General features: G+C 41.9%; 14 protein-coding genes. 7 read left to right on the top strand and 7 right to left on the bottom strand.

The genetic code is table 11. The features are described from left to right. Positions 1–15: 15 nt before the first annotated feature. Both C9J47_RS13050 and gap read right to left on the bottom strand, forming a co-directional pair. Complete coding sequence (locus tag C9J47_RS13050) at positions 16–891, bottom strand: D-hexose-6-phosphate mutarotase (protein WP_107253934.1); 876 nt, start codon at positions 889–891, stop codon at positions 16–18. 351 nt (positions 892–1,242) lie between these two features. After that, the gene (gene gap / locus C9J47_RS13045; RefSeq protein WP_006233021.1) at positions 1,243–2,238 is read right to left on the bottom strand and encodes a type I glyceraldehyde-3-phosphate dehydrogenase; all 996 of its coding nucleotides are present in this window, start codon (positions 2,236–2,238) and stop codon (positions 1,243–1,245) included. Positions 2,239–2,574: 336 nt separating this feature from the next. Between gap and msrB the strand changes: the two genes are divergently transcribed. Beyond that, on the top strand, positions 2,575–2,964 hold the full coding sequence (gene msrB, locus C9J47_RS13040; RefSeq protein WP_245903454.1) for a peptide-methionine (R)-S-oxide reductase MsrB: 390 nt from the start codon (positions 2,575–2,577) through the stop codon (positions 2,962–2,964). Between the two features lie 103 nt (positions 2,965–3,067). On the opposite strand, the gene C9J47_RS13035 is transcribed toward msrB, so the two are convergent. Continuing rightward, positions 3,068–3,880 (bottom strand): DUF2989 domain-containing protein, encoded by an 813-nt coding sequence (locus tag C9J47_RS13035; protein WP_107253932.1) that lies wholly within the window; start codon positions 3,878–3,880, stop codon positions 3,068–3,070. A 258-nt stretch (positions 3,881–4,138) separates the two neighbouring features. Between C9J47_RS13035 and C9J47_RS13030 the strand changes: the two genes are divergently transcribed. Continuing rightward, positions 4,139–4,444: a YeaC family protein gene (locus tag C9J47_RS13030; protein ID WP_107253931.1), complete on the top strand. Its 306-nt coding sequence runs from the start codon at positions 4,139–4,141 to the stop codon at positions 4,442–4,444. 9 nt (positions 4,445–4,453) lie between these two features. Here C9J47_RS13030 and C9J47_RS13025 read toward each other — a convergent pair whose 3' ends face one another. From C9J47_RS13025 to sppA, 3 genes are all read right to left on the bottom strand, one after another. Further along, positions 4,454–5,122 (bottom strand): glutathione S-transferase family protein, encoded by a 669-nt coding sequence (locus C9J47_RS13025; protein WP_107253930.1) that lies wholly within the window; start codon positions 5,120–5,122, stop codon positions 4,454–4,456. Between the two features lie 84 nt (positions 5,123–5,206). After that, complete coding sequence (ansA, locus tag C9J47_RS13020) at positions 5,207–6,217, bottom strand: asparaginase (protein ID WP_107253929.1); 1,011 nt, start codon at positions 6,215–6,217, stop codon at positions 5,207–5,209. 85 nt (positions 6,218–6,302) lie between these two features. After that, complete coding sequence (gene sppA, locus C9J47_RS13015; protein WP_107253928.1) at positions 6,303–8,156, bottom strand: signal peptide peptidase SppA; 1,854 nt, start codon at positions 8,154–8,156, stop codon at positions 6,303–6,305. 159 nt (positions 8,157–8,315) lie between these two features. Between sppA and C9J47_RS13010 the strand changes: the two genes are divergently transcribed. The 5 genes from C9J47_RS13010 to C9J47_RS12990 all read left to right on the top strand — a co-directional run bounded on the left by C9J47_RS13010 (position 8,316) and on the right by C9J47_RS12990 (position 15,549). Then, the gene (locus tag C9J47_RS13010; RefSeq protein ID WP_107253927.1) at positions 8,316–10,331 is read left to right on the top strand and encodes an NADPH-dependent 2,4-dienoyl-CoA reductase; all 2,016 of its coding nucleotides are present in this window, start codon (positions 8,316–8,318) and stop codon (positions 10,329–10,331) included. Between the two features lie 124 nt (positions 10,332–10,455). After that, positions 10,456–11,004 (top strand): NAD(P)H nitroreductase, encoded by a 549-nt coding sequence (locus tag C9J47_RS13005; RefSeq protein ID WP_107253926.1) that lies wholly within the window; start codon positions 10,456–10,458, stop codon positions 11,002–11,004. A gap of 258 nt (positions 11,005–11,262) precedes the next feature. Further along, entirely contained in the window at positions 11,263–12,306 is a 1,044-nt protein-coding gene (gene selD / locus C9J47_RS13000) for a selenide, water dikinase SelD (protein ID WP_281258959.1), read from the top strand. Beyond that, positions 12,306–13,394 (top strand): tRNA 2-selenouridine(34) synthase MnmH, encoded by a 1,089-nt coding sequence (mnmH, locus tag C9J47_RS12995; protein ID WP_107253924.1) that lies wholly within the window; start codon positions 12,306–12,308, stop codon positions 13,392–13,394. The genes selD and mnmH overlap by 1 nt, the downstream gene beginning before the upstream one ends. Before the next feature lie 205 nt (positions 13,395–13,599). Beyond that, entirely contained in the window at positions 13,600–15,549 is a 1,950-nt protein-coding gene (locus C9J47_RS12990) for a DNA topoisomerase III (RefSeq protein ID WP_107253923.1), read from the top strand. Here C9J47_RS12990 and C9J47_RS12985 read toward each other — a convergent pair. Continuing rightward, positions 15,546–17,168, bottom strand: a complete 1,623-nt coding sequence (locus tag C9J47_RS12985; RefSeq protein WP_107253922.1) for a GGDEF domain-containing protein — start codon at positions 17,166–17,168, stop codon at positions 15,546–15,548. The two genes, C9J47_RS12990 and C9J47_RS12985, sit on opposite strands and share 4 nt — an antisense overlap. Positions 17,169–17,297: the final 129 nt, after the last annotated feature.

Below are 17,297 nucleotides of genomic sequence, written 5' to 3'. Positions count from 1 at the left end.
CGAATGAAAACCCGATTACTTTTTCACAGAAATCAGTGTGCTTAGGGTGTGAGATTGACCTGGCGCTAACTCAATACCTTGACCGTGAATCGTTGATTCAACACACACCATGGTTTCAAAACTATTATCAGCCATGTCACTCATGTTGATTGATAATTCTTGCCAAGGGTTCCAAATAACCGCTGCATTATGACCTTGGTTCTCAACCGCAATTTGGCGTTGATTATTTTTATCATTAATCTCGATGATGTCTTGTGGTGAGGTGTAAACGCGGTCTACCTCTTGAGTGAATATGAGCGTGTCGCCACCTTCAGCAATTTTTCCACTTTGTGTGCTATCGTTGTACTCTTTACCCATACCTGTAATTTCAATGGTATTAATATCAGCAACAGTAAAGTAAGTGTGTAAGGCTCCGCCGTATGACCAGCTATGATCATCGATATTGGTTGATGTTAAGTGGACTTTAAGCTCTGTACCAATTTCAAAAATCAGTTCATTTTTGAATTTATGTGGCCACATTTCACGTGTTGATTCAGAGTCTTCTAACATCAGCGAAATAATCACACCATTGCTATTTTCACGGTGTTCTTTAAGTGTCCATTGGCTGTTTCGTGCAAAACCATGCGATGGCGTTGCCGCTTTACCAAACCAAGGCCAACAAACAGGAATGCCGCCACGAATGGCTTTAGTTGTATCAAACTCAGCTTTTTCACTAAGCCATATTACATCTTGCTCACCTGATGGTTTGAACCAAATTAGGTGTCCACCATGAAGAGATATACCTGCTTCTGCAGTATCATGAATAACACGAACTATTTTCACGCCCTGAAATTCACAAATGGTAACAGCATCTGAAAGTGCATTAATCGTTGAAAGCTTACGTAAATCCATCGACTATTCCTTACTTAACTATGATTTAAATGTTTATTCAGCTATTTAATCAAAATTTCGTGTAGAAAAGATAGCGGAATAAGCACTTATTTTTCGTTTAAAAATATCATTATTTATGAAAACTTATTTGTTAAATTTGTAAAATCTCAACAAAGGGAACGGATGTAAAACTGACTCTGTAGCGGTTCAATGATACTAAAAGTGATCTATTTATAGTGTTGTTTTGTCACTTATAATACTAAAGGGGTGGGGTTATTGAATATGGCGGTGTAATTATCAATTGTTCTGTGTATAACAGATATAAAAAAAGGTAGCTAATAGCTACCTTTTTATCACTTTACTAAGTAATAATTACTTAGAGATGTGAGCAACTAGATCAAGAACTTTGTTTGAGTAACCGATTTCGTTATCGTACCAAGATACAACTTTAACGAATTTGTCAGTTAGCGCAACACCAGCTTTTGCATCGAATACTGAAGTCTGAACTTCACCGATGAAATCTTGAGAAACAACAGCGTCTTCAGTGTAACCAAGAACACCTTTAAGCTCGCCTTCAGATGCTTCTTTCATAGCAGCACAGATTGCTTCGTAAGTAGCAGCAGTTTTTAGGTTAACTGTAAGGTCAACAACAGAAACGTTTGCAGTTGGTACGCGGAAAGCCATACCAGTTAGAAGGCCGTTTAGTTCAGGAAGAACAACGCCTACTGCTTTAGCTGCACCAGTTGAAGATGGGATGATGTTCTGAGAAGCACCACGACCACCACGCCAGTCTTTAGCTGAAGGACCATCTACAGTCTTTTGAGTTGCTGTAGTAGCGTGAACTGTTGTCATAAGACCAGATTCGATACCGAACTTGTCGTTAAGAACTTTAGCAACAGGTGCTAGACAGTTAGTAGTACAAGAAGCGTTAGAAACGATGTCTTGACCAGCGTAAGTAGCGTGGTTAACGCCCATTACGAACATTGGAGTAGCGTCTTTAGAAGGACCAGTTAGAACAACTTTCTTCGCGCCAGCAGTGATGTGCTTACGAGCAGTCGTGTCGTCTAGGAAAAGACCAGTTGCTTCAGCAACAACGTCTACACCGATTTCGTCCCACTTAAGATCTTCTGGGTTACGCTCAGCAGTTACACGTACAGTGTTACCGTTTACTACTAGGTTACCGTCAACAACTTCAACAGTACCGTTGAAACGACCGTGAGTTGAATCGTACTTAAGCATGTATGCCATGTATTCAACATCGATAAGGTCGTTGATGCCAACAACTTCAATGTCATTACGCTCTACAGATGCACGGAAAACAAAACGTCCAATACGGCCAAAACCGTTAATACCAACTTTGATAGTCATTACAGTAGCTCCACAACTTAATTTTTTATGAAAGATAACTGGTGGTAAAATTACAGAATCCTTAGTGACCCTGCAAGTAAAAAACGAACTTAAATTGCTTAAGGTCAAAAAAAAGTCCGTATTTTTTTACATTCCTACTACAACGTTGTTAATTTGCACACTATTCGTTCAAATATCCAGCGTTATAGTTATTAACTTTCAATATGGTGCCTAATAACAAAAAATTGTCTTAGGCAAGTAAACAAATCTTCAGAGCAGAAAGTATGTGCTACAGTTGTGATAATTGGCAAGCCTAAATGTCAGTTAGTTCTGAAATGGATGAAAATAGGTTTTAAAATGACTAATAAAACAAATGCTTATTGGCGAGAACACTTAACAGAAGATCAGTATTATATTTGTAGAGAGAAGGGGACTGAGGCTCCTTTTTCGGGAACATTACTGCATAATCGTGATACTGGACTTTATAGTTGCACATGTTGTAAAGCGCCTTTATTTGTATCCGACAACAAATACGACTCTGGCTGCGGCTGGCCAAGCTTTGATGCGCCTGTGAATAAGGAAGCTGTCCGATATATTGAAGATATTTCACACGGTATGCAGCGTACTGAAATTCGCTGTGCAAATTGCGATAGTCATTTAGGGCATGTATTTCCTGATGGGCCAAACACAACTGGTGAGCGGTATTGTGTTAACTCGGTATCTTTAGTCTTTGAAACTAAAGACTAAAAAGTGATTGAAATTTAAAAGGACGAGAGTGTCCTTTTAAAAATATCATATTAACAGTAAGACGCTACGATACCGGAATATACTGGTTCGTTATTTTGTGGTTTTATTTCATCATATCTGCTGTGAACTTCCCTTTCTTGAGAGCATTTGTGATTTTATTAGCACTGTTATCTAATGCCTCTCGTTTACTGTCTGCCATTGGGTATAAAGCCGCAAGCTTTTCTTTGTTCGCGACGGGTAGGTTAAAATGTGATCCTACTGTTGCCCAGATATACGCATTCTGAGTAAACCCTTCCTGATGTGAAATGGTAGCCAGACTCTGGATAATTTCAGGCTGAATTCTATCGCCTTTTTTATACAGCTCTAGCGCATGCTTCAATAGCGCCAATGTTTTTTCTTTATCTTTATAGGTGTAGTAGGTTGCGAGAGCGAGCTGCAAAGCGGGTGTTTCTAATTTTTGGGTACCCTCTAATAATAAAAATTGACGCAATGCATTTTGATCACCTTGGCTCCAACGGTAATAAATAATGTCAGGATCCGGTGACTTTGATAGTTCTAAGTTCAAACGTTTTAGGGAGTTGTAGCTATGAATGAGTGCATTCATGCGGATGCTCTTACGTTCTTTTAATTCTGTTGGCTCAATACGTGCCGCGTACTCTAAGCATTTTTGATAATCATATGTGAATTGAAGCTCTTTGAATTTTTCTGCATCTGTTGGGTTTTTCTGCACATCAAAACGCTGCCAAATTAAATTTGTGCGTTGAATACGACACTGGCCATCGTTGACGTTTAGTTCTGCACACAATGCGGGGTAACTTTCACATAAACTGTCTGTTGTTCGATGGCGCTCGTAGCAGCCGCTTAATAGGGTTGTTAGCGTCGCTAAGATCGTCAGTTTAATGAGTCGGGAAGGCATAAATTATCGTCACTCGTCAACAGGTTAAAGGTGGCAGCAAATTCTATAGTTTATTATTTATAGTTCTGCCAGTAAATGATCTGGCATCAATGTGAACGACAATATGAATGTGATCATCAAAGCAAAAATACGGTTCTTACTTGACTGTTTTTGCCATGCCTTTATGGTTAGCGGTAAGAAAGCAATAAGGCTTATACCATATTTAACGTAATGGCGGATCGTAAACGCACGGATAAGAATCGTGCAACGGAGTGAAAAATGGATGTAAAACAACTATTAGATGTAATGACGCCAAAAGTATATCAGCGAATCTCGACAGCGGTTGAAATAGGTAAATGGCCTGATGGATCGGTATTAACCCAAGAGCAGCGTGATTCTGCACAGCAAGCCGTCATGCTATACCAGTCGCGACATAATGAAAATGCTGAACATATGTCGGTAGAAGCCGGTGGTGACATTAAATTTAAGTCAAAAGCAGAATTGAAGCGCGACTTCGGCGTAAAAGAACCGGTATTAGAATCTGACCTCAATGATATTGCGCGCTTTGGTCATAACGATTTATAAAGAAAGTCTTTAGTCTGCTTTAAAGATCATGGGTTCACAGTAAAAGCTACTGAGCTCATGATTTTCTTCACTGATGAGATTCGCAATCCAAGGTTCTTGCTCTATCATGCTAATATAAGCATGTAACTTGGGGTAATGTGAATTGAGCCTTAACCCTGCCATCCAGCCATTTCGAAAGATGCTCCATAAGCTCACTTCTGCCATAGAAAAGTGTTCGCAAACATATCCTTTTGCTGGTATTTGCTGTTCTAAATAATTCAATACCATAGGAAGGTGATGTTGTAAGCACTGATCGATGGCATCTTGATCAACGTCTTTATTAAGAATTTTACCTCGTAATACTTTTTGATAGAAAAGTATCCCACCAATGAGTGAGGTTAATCGTGTATCTGAATATTCTTCTAGCCAACGTATTTTGGCCCGATCTTCTGCTGTACCTGGGTAGAGGGGCGGTACGGGGCATATATCGTCTAGGTAATGTGCGATAACGGTGGAATCCATGATCGTTTGATTATTATGTTCTAGAACGGGCACTTTTCCCATTGGATGACGTTTATGAGCCAATTCTTTTTCAAGATAAGGGTTTAGCGGCTGTAGATCATAAGCAATGCCCTTATAGGCAAGTGCCAACATGATTTTTCTAACAAAAGGGGAAATGGATGCACCGTGCAAAATCATAGTTATTTCTCAAGCTAACTTTATTGGTAATAAGTGTAGCTCTAAAAAAAGAGCCGAATTAAATTCGACTCTTTTTTGATGATTTTACAGGCTAAGTTCACCACGTAAATTTTGCTGCATCATACTGCGAATTGTTTCTACCGGAAGATCGGTACTTAACAAGTAGTGCAGTTTAGCGAGTGCAGCTTCAGGGGTCATATCATAACCGCTTAACACACCAGCATCAGCGAGTGCGCAGCCTGTCGCGTAACCCCCCATATTCACTTTGCCAGAAAGGCATTGCGTAAGGTTCATTACAATCACGCCACGTTCACTTGCTTCTTTCAGTTGAGCCAGTAAATCGGGGTTTTGTGGTGCGTTACCTACACCAAATGTCAGCAAAATCATTGCATTAACAGGTTGGCGTAAAGTATTACGAATCACTTCAGGTGAAATGCCAGGGTACATTGTAATGACACCAATAGGCTGTGGTGTTATTGCATTGACCTTAAAATCACCTTCAGGCTTCTTATCAAGTTCAACATTGTTCAACTTGATATTAATACCAGCCTCAAGCAAAGGAGGCATGTTAGGTGAGATGAAAGCACCAAAGCCGTCAGCATGTGCTTTGGTGCTTCGGTTTCCACGAATTAGTTGGTTATTGAAGAACAGCGTTACTTCATTGATTGGGTAATTAGCCGCAATATGAAGTGAATTCAATAGATTACTTTGCCCATCAGAACGTAATTCAGCTAAAGGAATTTGCGATCCTGTTACAATAACGGGCTTATCTAGGTTCTCAAACATGAACGACAAAGCTGAAGCAGTGTAAGCCATGGTGTCCGTACCATGCAAAATGACAAAACCGTCATACTTGTCGTAGTTTGCTTTAATATCATCCGCGATACGCTGCCAATCCTCTGGCGACATATCAGACGAGTCAATAAGTGGCTCGTATTCGTGGATAGTAAATTTTGGCATTTCTGCACGGTGAAATTCCGGCATTTTATCCAGTTGATTTTGCATAAATCCAGCAACAGGTACGTAGCCATGATCTGACTTTTGCATACCAATGGTGCCGCCGGTGTAAGCAATGTAAATATTTTTTCTTTCCATAATCGGGTACAGACTTATCGGTTTTGGTGAGCGCATTATACGGTTAACGAACGGTAAAAAAAGCCCAGCATATGCTGGGCTGATCTCACTTCTCGATATTACTGCAATTTAGGCAGAAGGCATATTGCCCTTTTGGGTCGTTAAAGTTACTGAGTGTTGTGTAGTCTGTTACAACTTGTCGAGTGACAGGTTGTAATGCACTTGGAAGCTGACCAAGCACCATTGTGGCTACTTTTGTGCTGACTTCACTTGAAAACTGCTGTAAGAATTTCTCAGCAGTGCTGAGTGGTTCTTCCATCCAGTTCAGCTCGTAAGTCTCTAATTTTGCAAGTTCAACTGCAGCGGCAACGGCATCATCAAAATCACCAAGCTGATCGACAAGCCCGAGCTCCATCGCATCTTGCCCCGTCCATACACGCCCTTGTGCAATTTTATCTGCTTGCTCTAGTGACATGTTACGGTACTGGCTTACTAAGCCGATGAAGCGCTTATAACCGTGCTCAACACCGAGTTGGAAAACCTGCCCCACACCTGCTGGTAGTTCACGTGTTACACCAACACCTGAAAATGGAGTAGTGCCTACGCCATCACTGTATACGCCCATTTTTTCCAGCCCTTTTTCAAAGGTGGTAAGAATAGCGAAAATACCAATAGAGCCAGTAATGGTTGTTGGTTGTGCGATAATGCGATCAGCACTTGCTGATATCCAGTAACCACCTGAAGCGGCAACACTCGACATTGATACAACAACGGGTTTACCTGCTTGCTTTAACGCATCCACTTCATTACGAATGATTTCAGAGGCAAATGCACTGCCTCCAGGGCTATCAACACGTAAGATAACGGCTTTAATATCATCATCTAAACGAGCGTCTCGTAATAACGCCGCAGTTGAATCACCACCGACTGTGCCTTGGCGTTGTGTACCATCAATGATGGCACCACTGGCTACCACAACGGCAATTTGGTTATTACTTGGTAAATCGGTGTTGATAATTGTTGGTTGGTATTCGTAATAGCTGATTTGATTAAAGCTGTGTTCGCCATCACTGCCGAATTCTTCAATCATTTTATTACGTAACTGAGGACGAGAAATGAGTTCATCTACTAAACCCATTTTTAGTGATAGTTTGGCAAAATCACCATCAACAGCTTTAAGCTCTTGAACAAAGTCATCAATATTAGGCGTCAATGTTGCAGCATCAATATGGCGGTTGTTCGCGACATCAGTGGTAAAAGCACCCCACAATTGATTTAACCATACGGTATTTGCTTCTCGTGCTGGAGCAGACATATCATCACGGGTATAAGGTTCAACAAAAGACTTGTACGTACCGACACGGAAGACATGCGTATTAACGTTAAGCTTTTCTAGCAAGCTTTTGTAATACAGCGAGTAAGAACCGTAACCCGTTAGCATTACACCACCGTCTGGCGACATAAATACTTTATCTGCATAACTGGCTAGGTAGTATTGGCTTTGCCCAAAATTATCGCCATAAGCATAAACAGGTTTACCTGCTGCTTTAAACTCAGCAATCGCCTTCGCGATATAACGTAGTTTGGTTAAGCTGGTTTCAGACATACCTTTTAGGTTGAGAACTAAACCTTCAATTTTATTATCTGTCGATGCTTTTCGAATGGTTTCGGTAATATCGAACAGTATATTTTCTTGCGCAGGGGGTTGTCCTAGTGCATTTGATGCAATGCTATCAATAGGATTAATGTAGCGACGCTGCTCTACGATAGGGCCTGATAAGTCTAAAACTAATGCGGCTTTGTCGGGTTGTTCAGGTGTATCTTCACCATAATTAAACGCAACAAAAATTGCGCCAATTATGATCAAGAAAAATAGATTGAGAATAAGTTGCCGGGTGAAACTGATCAATTTCCAGATAGCACGGAATATTCTTCCAATTCCTTTAAATATTGCTTTCATGAACGTTCCTGATGATGATTCTTGTTCTTATCGTAACTTAGTAAACAAGGAATTACATTTTTAAATCACGCAATGTTACTTTGATGTAAACAAATGTTTGAAAAATGTTGTGATTGTGCAATATACTGGTCAGACCATAATCAAAAAAGAATGGAAGCCATGGACGATAAATCTTACCCTCATCTTTTAGCACCGTTAGATCTTGGTTTTACCCAATTGCGCAATCGTGTGTTAATGGGATCAATGCATACTGGGCTGGAAGAATCTCGCGATGGTTTTAAAAAACTCTCTGCTTTTTATGCTGCTCGTGCCCGCGGCGGAGTGGGTCTGATTGTAACGGGTGGCTTCTCACCAAATTTCCGTGGGCGTTTGCATCCCTTAAGTGCAGAATTTAGTTCTGCGCGTGCTGCACGTGCTCACCGTGCAATAACCGATGCTGTTCATGGAGAAGGCGGAAAGATAGCCCTACAGCTTCTTCATGCAGGTCGTTATGCTATGCACCCTTTAGCGGTGAGTGCTTCAGCGATTCGTTCACCGATATCAAAATTCACCCCAAGAGAGATGAGTTCTCGTCAAATCAAAAAAACAATTGAAGCCTTTGCTAAAAGTGCAGAATTAGCACGCGAAGCAGGTTATGACGGTGTCGAACTGATGGGTTCGGAAGGGTATTTAGTCAATCAGTTCATTTGCAAGCGTTCAAATCATAGATATGACGAATGGGGCGGCAGTTACGAAAACCGTATTCGTTTACCGATTGAACTAGTTAAGGCAGTAAGAGCTCGAGTAGGCAAAGAGTTTATTATTATTTTCCGCATCTCAATGCTGGATTTAGTTGAGCAAGGTAGTACTCAACAAGAAGTGGTTCAGCTAGCAAAAGAATTAGAAAAAGTGGGCGTCACCATTTTAAATACGGGTATTGGTTGGCATGAAGCGCGTGTTCCAACTATTGCCACCCAAGTACCAAGAGCTGCCTTCGCATGGGTAACAGAAAAGCTGAAAAACGAAGTTAATATTCCATTGGTTACCTGTAACCGAATTAATACTCCACAAGTTGCTGAGGATATTCTGTCTGCTAATCAAGCTGATATGGTATCAATGGCCAGACCATTCCTAGCTGATCCAGATTTTGTTGCGAAAGCCGAGCAAGATCGTGCCGAAGATATTAATACGTGTATTGGTTGTAATCAGGCTTGTTTAGATCATGTGTTTGTGGGTAAACGGGCGAGTTGTTTAGTGAACCCACAGGCCTGTTACGAAACCGAATTAGTGCTAAAACCTGCGGCAAGTGAGCGTAGTATCGCGATAATCGGGGCGGGACCTGCCGGGCTAGCATGTGCGGTTGCGTGTGCTGAACGTGGTTTCTCTGTTGATCTGTTTGATAAAAATGATTACGTCGGTGGTCAATTTAACTTGGCGATGCGTATTCCCGGCAAAGAAGAATTTAAAGAGACCATTCGCTATTTTACACGTCGTTTAGAGCAAACGGGTGTGGTTGTGAAACTGGGCCATGAAGTTCAAGCTGATGAGCTAAAAAGTTACGATGATGTGGTGGTCGCAACGGGGGTAAAACCGCGTATTCCAAATATTCCAGGTGCGCTTGATAGCGACAAAGTCATTGATTATCAAACTCTGATTCGTGACAACGTACAATTGGGTCAAAAAGTGGCAGTGATTGGTGCGGGTGGCATTGGCGTGGATGTATCAAGCCTGTTAACGGAACCCGAGCATCAAGATCTAGATACTTGGCTAAAAGATTGGGGTATTGATCAAACTATTGAGCATGCTGGTGGTTTGTATCCTCATGAACAATATGTAAGTCAACGTCAGGTATGGCTGATGCAGCGCAAGCCGGGAAAAGTAGGGAAAGGGCCGGGTCGTACTACGGGGTGGATTCACCGCAAAGTGTTAGAAAAACGTGGTGTAGAGCTGTTGGGTGGTGTGAGCTACGACAAGATTGATGACAAAGGCTTGCATATTACCGTTGAAGGCCAGTCTCGTATTTTGGATGTCGACCATATTGTGATGTGCGCTGGGCAAACATCGGTTGAAGAGTTGTCTGAAAAGCTACAAGCATTGAAAATCAATACGCATGTTATTGGTGGTGCAGATGTCGCTGGTGAAGTGGATGCTAAACGTGTTATTCGACAAGCGGTAGAGTTAGCGGCAAAGCTATAACAGTGCTGCGTCAAAAGGCAACCAGATTTAAAAGGGAATCGCAATTCCCTTTTATTTACAGGGTTTTGCGCTAATGGTTTTATGATACTGTAAGAACAATTATTATTTGCAGTTCGAGGTTGCTATGGATGCACTAACGCTACTTTTAAATCGCCGCTCTTTACCTAAGCTAATGGCGCCTGCACCGCAAGGTGAAGTGTTAGATAATATCTTTCGTGCTGGCCTTCGGGCTCCTGACCATGGTGGTTTAACCCCTTGGCGCTTTATTGTTTCGCAAGGTGAAGGGTTACAGAAATTTGCTGATATTTTGGTGAATGCAGCCAAGTTTGATGGTGCTGATGAATCCGTGATTGAAAAAGCGAGCAAAGCCCCGTTTCGTGCGCCAATGATTATTACTGTGGTTGCAAAAGTAGCTGAACACAATAAAGTCCCTGTTATTGAACAGCACTTGTCGGCAGGGTGTGCCACTCAAGCCATGCAAATGGCTGCGGTTGCACAAGGCTTTTCTGGCTTTTGGCGTACTGGAAAATGGGCGTATCACTCTGTCGTACGTGAATCTCTCGGTTTAACTGGAGATGATCTGATTGTTGGCTTCCTATATATGGGCACCCCGGGTTGTCGTGAAGCGAAAGTGAATGAGCGAGATGTTAGTCAGTTTGTTGAGTATCTATAAGAAGTTAGGCAATAAGTAGCGGTTAGTAATCAAGAATGAGTAAGCCTCGCTAAATAAATCGAGTTAAATATGCTTGATTGAATAAATATAACGCCTTGTTGAGTGATCAACAGGGCGTTTGTTGTTTATAGGTATGCATTAACGTTGATTGATCGTCGTGATAAAAATGCCACTCTTTTGATAGTAATCAAGCCCTATAGATGACACCTGCACCTTGCAGGAGTAGTATTCACGGTTCTCAAAATTATTTCGGAGCGTATCATGGAAAATGTTCGCCTTACTCAATACAGCCACGGTGCAGGATGTGGTTGTAAAATCTCTCCTCAAGTTCTTGATACTATTCTCCGAACTCAGTTAGCACCATTTTCAGATCCTAACCTTCTTGTCGGCAATGAAAGTAAAGATGATGCGGCTGTTTATGATTTAGGCAATGGCACTGCTGCAATTAGTACCACAGATTTCTTTATGCCGATTGTCGATGACCCATTTGATTTCGGTCGCATTGCGGCGACAAATGCAATCAGTGATATTTATGCGATGGGCGGTAAGCCAATTATGGCGATTGCAATTCTAGGTTGGCCTGTCAATGTACTGGCACCAGAAATCGCTCAACAAGTGATTGAAGGTGGTCGTTCAGTGTGCCGTGAAGCGGGTATTTCTCTTGCTGGTGGTCACTCGATTGATGCGCCTGAACCTATTTTTGGCCTGGCAGTAACAGGTATTGTCGATACCGATCGTGTAAAACGTAATAACCGTGCAGAAAATGGCTGTAAGTTGTATTTAACTAAGCCGTTGGGTATTGGTGTATTAACAACAGCAGAGAAGCAATCTAAGTTAGCGGATGAGCATAAAGGCTTAGCACGCGATTGGATGTGTAAACTGAATATTCCGGGTCAAGATTTTGCCAATGTTGAAGGTGTAAAAGCCATGACCGATGTGACAGGTTTTGGTTTGATGGGACACCTAAGCGAAATCTGTGAAGGTAGCCAGCTAAAAGCACGTATTGATTTTGATAATGTACCGTACTTACCTGGTGTATTTGATTACATCGCACAAGGTTGTGTACCAGGTGGCACCACGCGTAATTTTGATAGCTATGGTCAAAAATTAGGTGCAATGACAGAGCAACAAAAAGCGTTGTTATGCGATCCACAAACATCGGGTGGCTTACTTATTGCCGTAACCCCTGATGCGGAAACAGAGCAGCAGCTGCAAGTGATTGCTGCACGTCATAATATTGAACTGCAAGCTATTGGTGAAATGATGCCGTTAGACGGCGATACATTGATTGAGATTTGCTAATGTCACGCCAAAATTGTGAAGATTTTCGTCAGCTGTTTGTTAATGATACCCCGTTGATGGATATGCGTGCACCGATCGAATTTGCTCAAGGTGCATTCCCAACATCTATTAATCATCCTTTAATGGAAGATGAAGAACGTAAAGCGGTTGGAACATGCTACAAGGGGCATGGTCAAGATGCCGCGATTGCGTTGGGTCATCAGCTAGTTAATGGCGATACAAAAGCAGCACGACTTGCACAGTGGAAGGCATTCGTAGAAGCAAATCCAGATGGTTATTTGTATTGTTTTCGTGGTGGGTTACGTTCACACATTACTCAGCAATGGCTAAAAGAAGCAGGTATTGATTACCCGCTGGTTGTTGGTGGATATAAAGCTTTACGCCGTTTTTTAATTGAGACTATCGATGCGGTTGCGCAGCAGCCGATGACGATTGTTGGTGGCAATACTGGTAGCGGTAAAACCATCATGGTGAATGAACTCGCCAGTGGCATTGATTTAGAAGGCGCAGCAAACCATCGTGGATCTTCGTTTGGCCGTTATGTAACGGCGCAACGAACACAAATTGATTTTGAAAATGTATTAGCTGTGGAAATGCTTAAAAAGCAAGCGCAAGGCTGTACACATTTTGTGTTTGAAGATGAAGGTCGTGCAATTGGATCGGCGAGTGTGCCTCTCTCAATTAATACCGCAATGGGCAATGCAGATGTAGCGATTGTTGATGATCCGCTAGACGTGCGTATTGATCGTTTAGTGGATGATTACGTTGTGCGTATGCAGCGTGACTATATTGCACAATACGGTGAGCAGCACGGCTGGGAATTATTCACTGAATACCTTGAACGTGGCATGTTTGGTATTCGTAAGCGACTTGGTATGAAGCGCTATGAAGAATTATTGGTAGCGCAACAACAGGCAATTGCAAATCAGAAAAGTAATGGTTCATTGACTGAGCATGATAATTGGTTACGCCCACTCTTAATTGAATATTACGATCCAATGTATACCTATCAGTTAAGCAAAAAAGCGGAACGCATTGTGTTCCGTGGTAATTACCAAGAAGTCAAAAGCTGGTTAGCTGATAAATAAAGTTGGTTAGTTGACTAATAAAGACAGCAAGCCAAACTGATTAAATCGAAAACACCCCGTATTTCTATGCTTATGATTAGGTGCGAATACGGGGTGTTTCTTTTAACTTTTTTATTTAACTGTTGTTATATCCAGTATTGTGTTGCCCGTTAACTCGCTTTTCGGTACAGTTTCTTCATCTTTTTTGTCATTGTGTATTATTTGAATGACTCGTCTATATATTGCAGAAAAACCCAGCTTAGGTCGTGCGATTGCCGCGGTATTACCTCGCCCTCATAAAAATAATAATGGTTATATTGAAACCGGAAATGGGGACATAGTAACTTGGTGTATCGGGCATTTGCTGGAACAGGTTGAACCTGATGCCTATGACGAGAAATACAAAAAATGGAACATGACAGATCTACCTATTATTCCAGAACAATGGCAGCTTTCTCCACGTAAATCGGCTAAACAGCAATTGGCTGTGGTGCGTAAACTCGCCAAACAAGCCACTGACATTGTGCATGCTGGCGATCCTGATAGAGAAGGGCAGTTATTAGTTGATGAAGTGATCGATTACGTTAAAGTTTCCGCTAAAAAGAAAACGGCCATTCAACGATTATTGATTTCAGATTTAAACCCAGCAGCGGTAAAACGTGCCTTATCAACCATGCGCAGTAATCGTGAATTTATCCCTTTATCCGTTTCTGCTTTAGCACGCTCACGCGCTGATTGGCTATACGGTATGAATATGACTCGAGCGTACACTTTGCTTGGTCAGAAAGGCGGTTATCGGGGGGTATTGTCTGTAGGACGAGTACAAACCCCTATTTTAGGGTTAGTGACTCGACGTGATGACGACATTGCGAATTTTAAGCCGAAACCTTTTTACGAAGTATTTGCCTTGATCCCTTATCAAGATATGGATATTCGTGCGCGCTGGAAGCCAAGTGAGGCGTGCCAACCTTGGCAAGATGAAGAAGGGCGAGTGCTCAACCGTCAGTTGTGTGAGAACGTGCTCAAGCGCATTAAAGGGCAGCCTGCAGAAGTGACAGAGTCGGAACGTAAAGAAACACGTCAGGCGCCGCCTTTACCGTATTCTTTATCAGCGTTACAAATTGATGCTGCGAAACGATTTGGTATGAGCGCTGCTGATGTATTGGCGAACTGCCAGTCTTTATATGAAAAGCATAAAGTGATTACTTACCCTCGTTCAGATTCTCGCTATTTACCCAACGAGCACTTTAAACAAGCTAACGATGTATGCCGTGCGGTGGCATCCAATGCGAGCGAGTTGTTGCATGCATGTAACGGGGTAAACACGGCGTTGAAATCGAAAGCGTGGAATGACAAAAAAGTAGACGCTCACCATGCAATTATACCTACACCAAAACAAATCAGCCCTAATGCATTGAGCGGTAGCGAGAGTAAAGTCTACCAGTTGATTGCGCGTCAATATGTCATGCAATTTTACCCTGCCGCAATTTATGCTGAAGCGAAGTTAGTGTTTACCATTGCACAAGGGCACTTTATTGCCCGTGGTCGTCAGCTAATGAGTACCGGATGGCGAGAATTATTAGGGCGAGATCAGGCTGAAGACAAAGCGAAAGCCACTGGAAATAGTGAGCAAGGGCTAACAGATAAGGTTCCACCTCTTGAAAAAGGTACGGTTCTGACCTGTCGAGAAGGTGAAATCAAAGACAAGATGACCGAGCCCCCCAAAGCCTTTACTGAAGCAACGCTATTACAAGCGATGACGGGGATCGCCCGTTTTGTTTCGGATAGTTCACTGAAAAAGATATTACGAGATACCGACGGCTTAGGTACAGAAGCGACTCGTGCGGGTATTTTAGAGTTATTGTTTAAGCGACAGCTATTGATGCGGCAAGCGAAAAATATTCATGCGACGGATGCGGGGCGAGGGCTAGTTTACGCATTGCCTGATGAAGCTACATACCCCGATATGACGGCTCACTGGGAGCACCAGTTGCAAGACATGGCCGATAAAAAATGTGCTTATCAGCCATTTATGGACGCTTTACAGCAGCAAGTTGGTCAGTTGATGGATAAAGTGAAATACAGCGAAGTGCCTGAGAGCTTGCGCCAATTGAAATCACCAGAACCCAGAAAACCAATGAAAAAAAAGCGTTATACAAAAAGTAAGAAAAGCTAAATGACAAAGTAGCGATTACGACCTTGTGATTTGGCTTCATACAGTGCCATATCGGCTTGTTTGAATAATTCATGATAAGAGCGGTGTGCAGCCGGAATAACCGTACTTACTCCAATACTGATTGTGACGATTGTCGAGTCACAGTTAGTATTGGCACATTTTGTTCTGGTTAGTTTCAGTTGTTGAATTTCAGTTAATGCTTGTGTGGCTGAATATTGTGCCGCATGTGTATCTTGCCCAGGTAGCAAGAGCACAAACTCTTCACCTCCGTAGCGAGCAAATAATGCACCTGCTCTACGTTCTAGTTTTTCTAATGTGGTAGCAATAGCCTTTAAACACAGATCACCAGCAGCATGCCCGTAATTGTCGTTGTAAGATTTAAAATTATCCACATCCATGATCAATAAGGATAAAGGCAGCTGATGCCGTTCAGCTCGACGCCATTCTTCGATGATTCTTTCATCAAACACTCTACGGTTAGCAATGTTAGTAAGCGGATCGAGTTTCGATAAACTTTCTAGCTTTTGATTTACAAGCTCAAGCTCTGCGGTTCTTTCTGTGACACGTTGTTCCAATTCTTTATTGAGGTTTCTAAGGTTCTCTTCAGCTTGCCTGCGCACGATATTCTGAGACAGAATAAAACCAAATTGTTTGAGTAAGTGAGGGTGGTAGTCATACAATGGGGTGCCTGTTAGTAAGTTATCACAAGCGATCCAACCTACAGGGGTATCTTCATCCCATAGGGCAATATAACAACTCCAACCAAAGCCGACTTGTTTAAGGTTGTGATACAGCGGCGTATTATTTTCAATCGCTAGGTATTCTTTATTTGATCGGGTGTGTGCTAAATACCATTGATTAGGAATGTCGGATTCAAAATAATGTTCATCAACCGTTTTACCATGCAGATCTGTACCATAAGTACCGCGCATACGGTTATTTTTGTTGCTAATAAAAATGGCCATACGATCAATTTGTAACTGTTTTTTTCCTTCTTCAACAGCGGTATAAAGCATCTCGTTCATTGAGTGCGTACGCCAAAGCCTAAAAGAAATATCATGTAATGCTTGTAGTTGTTCTAATAAGTTTTTTTGCTCGTGCTGACTAATTTCTAATTCACGTTCAGCTGAACGCCGCCCCCAGAGCTCATCTTGAATAGACTGAGTAAGAAAGCCTGTATCAATTTCTGAGGCTAGCAATGAGGTTAGCGTGGAAAATGCCTGACAATCTAGTTGTGGTTCGCTAAGCGGTATATCAACCACTAAGCATCCTATAATGCGAGATCGACGCTCTAAAGGTAGCCATAAACGTTGTACATCATGTTGGTGTGTAACATGTGGTTGGTTGTGCTTTGTGAATTCTATGATTTGATCTAATGGAAAATGATTACTATCAGAAATCTCACAAGGAGGAGATTGATAGCTTATCCCTTGGCGATTCATCTTAAGTAAAACTTTCCACGTTGATTGAGAGTCGACAATGATTTGGCAATGCAGTGCATTAAAGCTTTCACAAAAATTACGGCAAGTTAACTCACAAATTGTACGCAAGCTATGGGCCTTTCCCCATTGCTCGATAATTCTCTGATAGAAAATACTTAGCTGTTGATTACTTGCCACTAGCGCAGTTCCAAATGATATGTATCGATTAATATGAGCTTATTTTTAACCAAATTTCGCTAAAAGTATGCGTATACCCCCCACTATGTCGGGATAAATCATTTAGATTTATAAAATTGCGATGTATGC

Source organism: Photobacterium indicum (genome assembly GCF_003026215.1).
Taxonomy (GTDB): domain Bacteria; phylum Pseudomonadota; class Gammaproteobacteria; order Enterobacterales; family Vibrionaceae; genus Photobacterium; species Photobacterium indicum.
The sequence above is the reverse complement of the archived record's forward strand: the minus strand, read 5'-3'. Positions and strand labels throughout refer to the sequence as shown.

Excerpts from the sequence above, each read along its gene's own strand:
- sppA (WP_107253928.1), bottom strand. The coding sequence starts at position 8,156 with ATGAAAGCAATATTTAAAGGAATTGGAAGAATATTCCGTGCTATCTGG.
- C9J47_RS12990 (WP_107253923.1), top strand. The coding sequence starts at position 13,600 with ATGACTCGTCTATATATTGCAGAAAAACCCAGCTTAGGTCGTGCGATT.
- C9J47_RS13010 (WP_107253927.1), top strand. The coding sequence starts at position 8,316 with ATGGACGATAAATCTTACCCTCATCTTTTAGCACCGTTAGATCTTGGT.
- C9J47_RS13050 (WP_107253934.1), bottom strand. The coding sequence starts at position 891 with ATGGATTTACGTAAGCTTTCAACGATTAATGCACTTTCAGATGCTGTT.
- C9J47_RS13025 (WP_107253930.1), bottom strand. The coding sequence starts at position 5,122 with ATGATTTTGCACGGTGCATCCATTTCCCCTTTTGTTAGAAAAATCATG.
- gap (WP_006233021.1), bottom strand. The coding sequence starts at position 2,238 with ATGACTATCAAAGTTGGTATTAACGGTTTTGGCCGTATTGGACGTTTT.
- C9J47_RS13030 (WP_107253931.1), top strand. The coding sequence starts at position 4,139 with ATGGATGTAAAACAACTATTAGATGTAATGACGCCAAAAGTATATCAG.
- mnmH (WP_107253924.1), top strand. The coding sequence starts at position 12,306 with ATGTCACGCCAAAATTGTGAAGATTTTCGTCAGCTGTTTGTTAATGAT.
- C9J47_RS13035 (WP_107253932.1), bottom strand. The coding sequence starts at position 3,880 with ATGCCTTCCCGACTCATTAAACTGACGATCTTAGCGACGCTAACAACC.
- ansA (WP_107253929.1), bottom strand. The coding sequence starts at position 6,217 with ATGGAAAGAAAAAATATTTACATTGCTTACACCGGCGGCACCATTGGT.
- C9J47_RS13005 (WP_107253926.1), top strand. The coding sequence starts at position 10,456 with ATGGATGCACTAACGCTACTTTTAAATCGCCGCTCTTTACCTAAGCTA.
- msrB (WP_245903454.1), top strand. The coding sequence starts at position 2,575 with ATGACTAATAAAACAAATGCTTATTGGCGAGAACACTTAACAGAAGAT.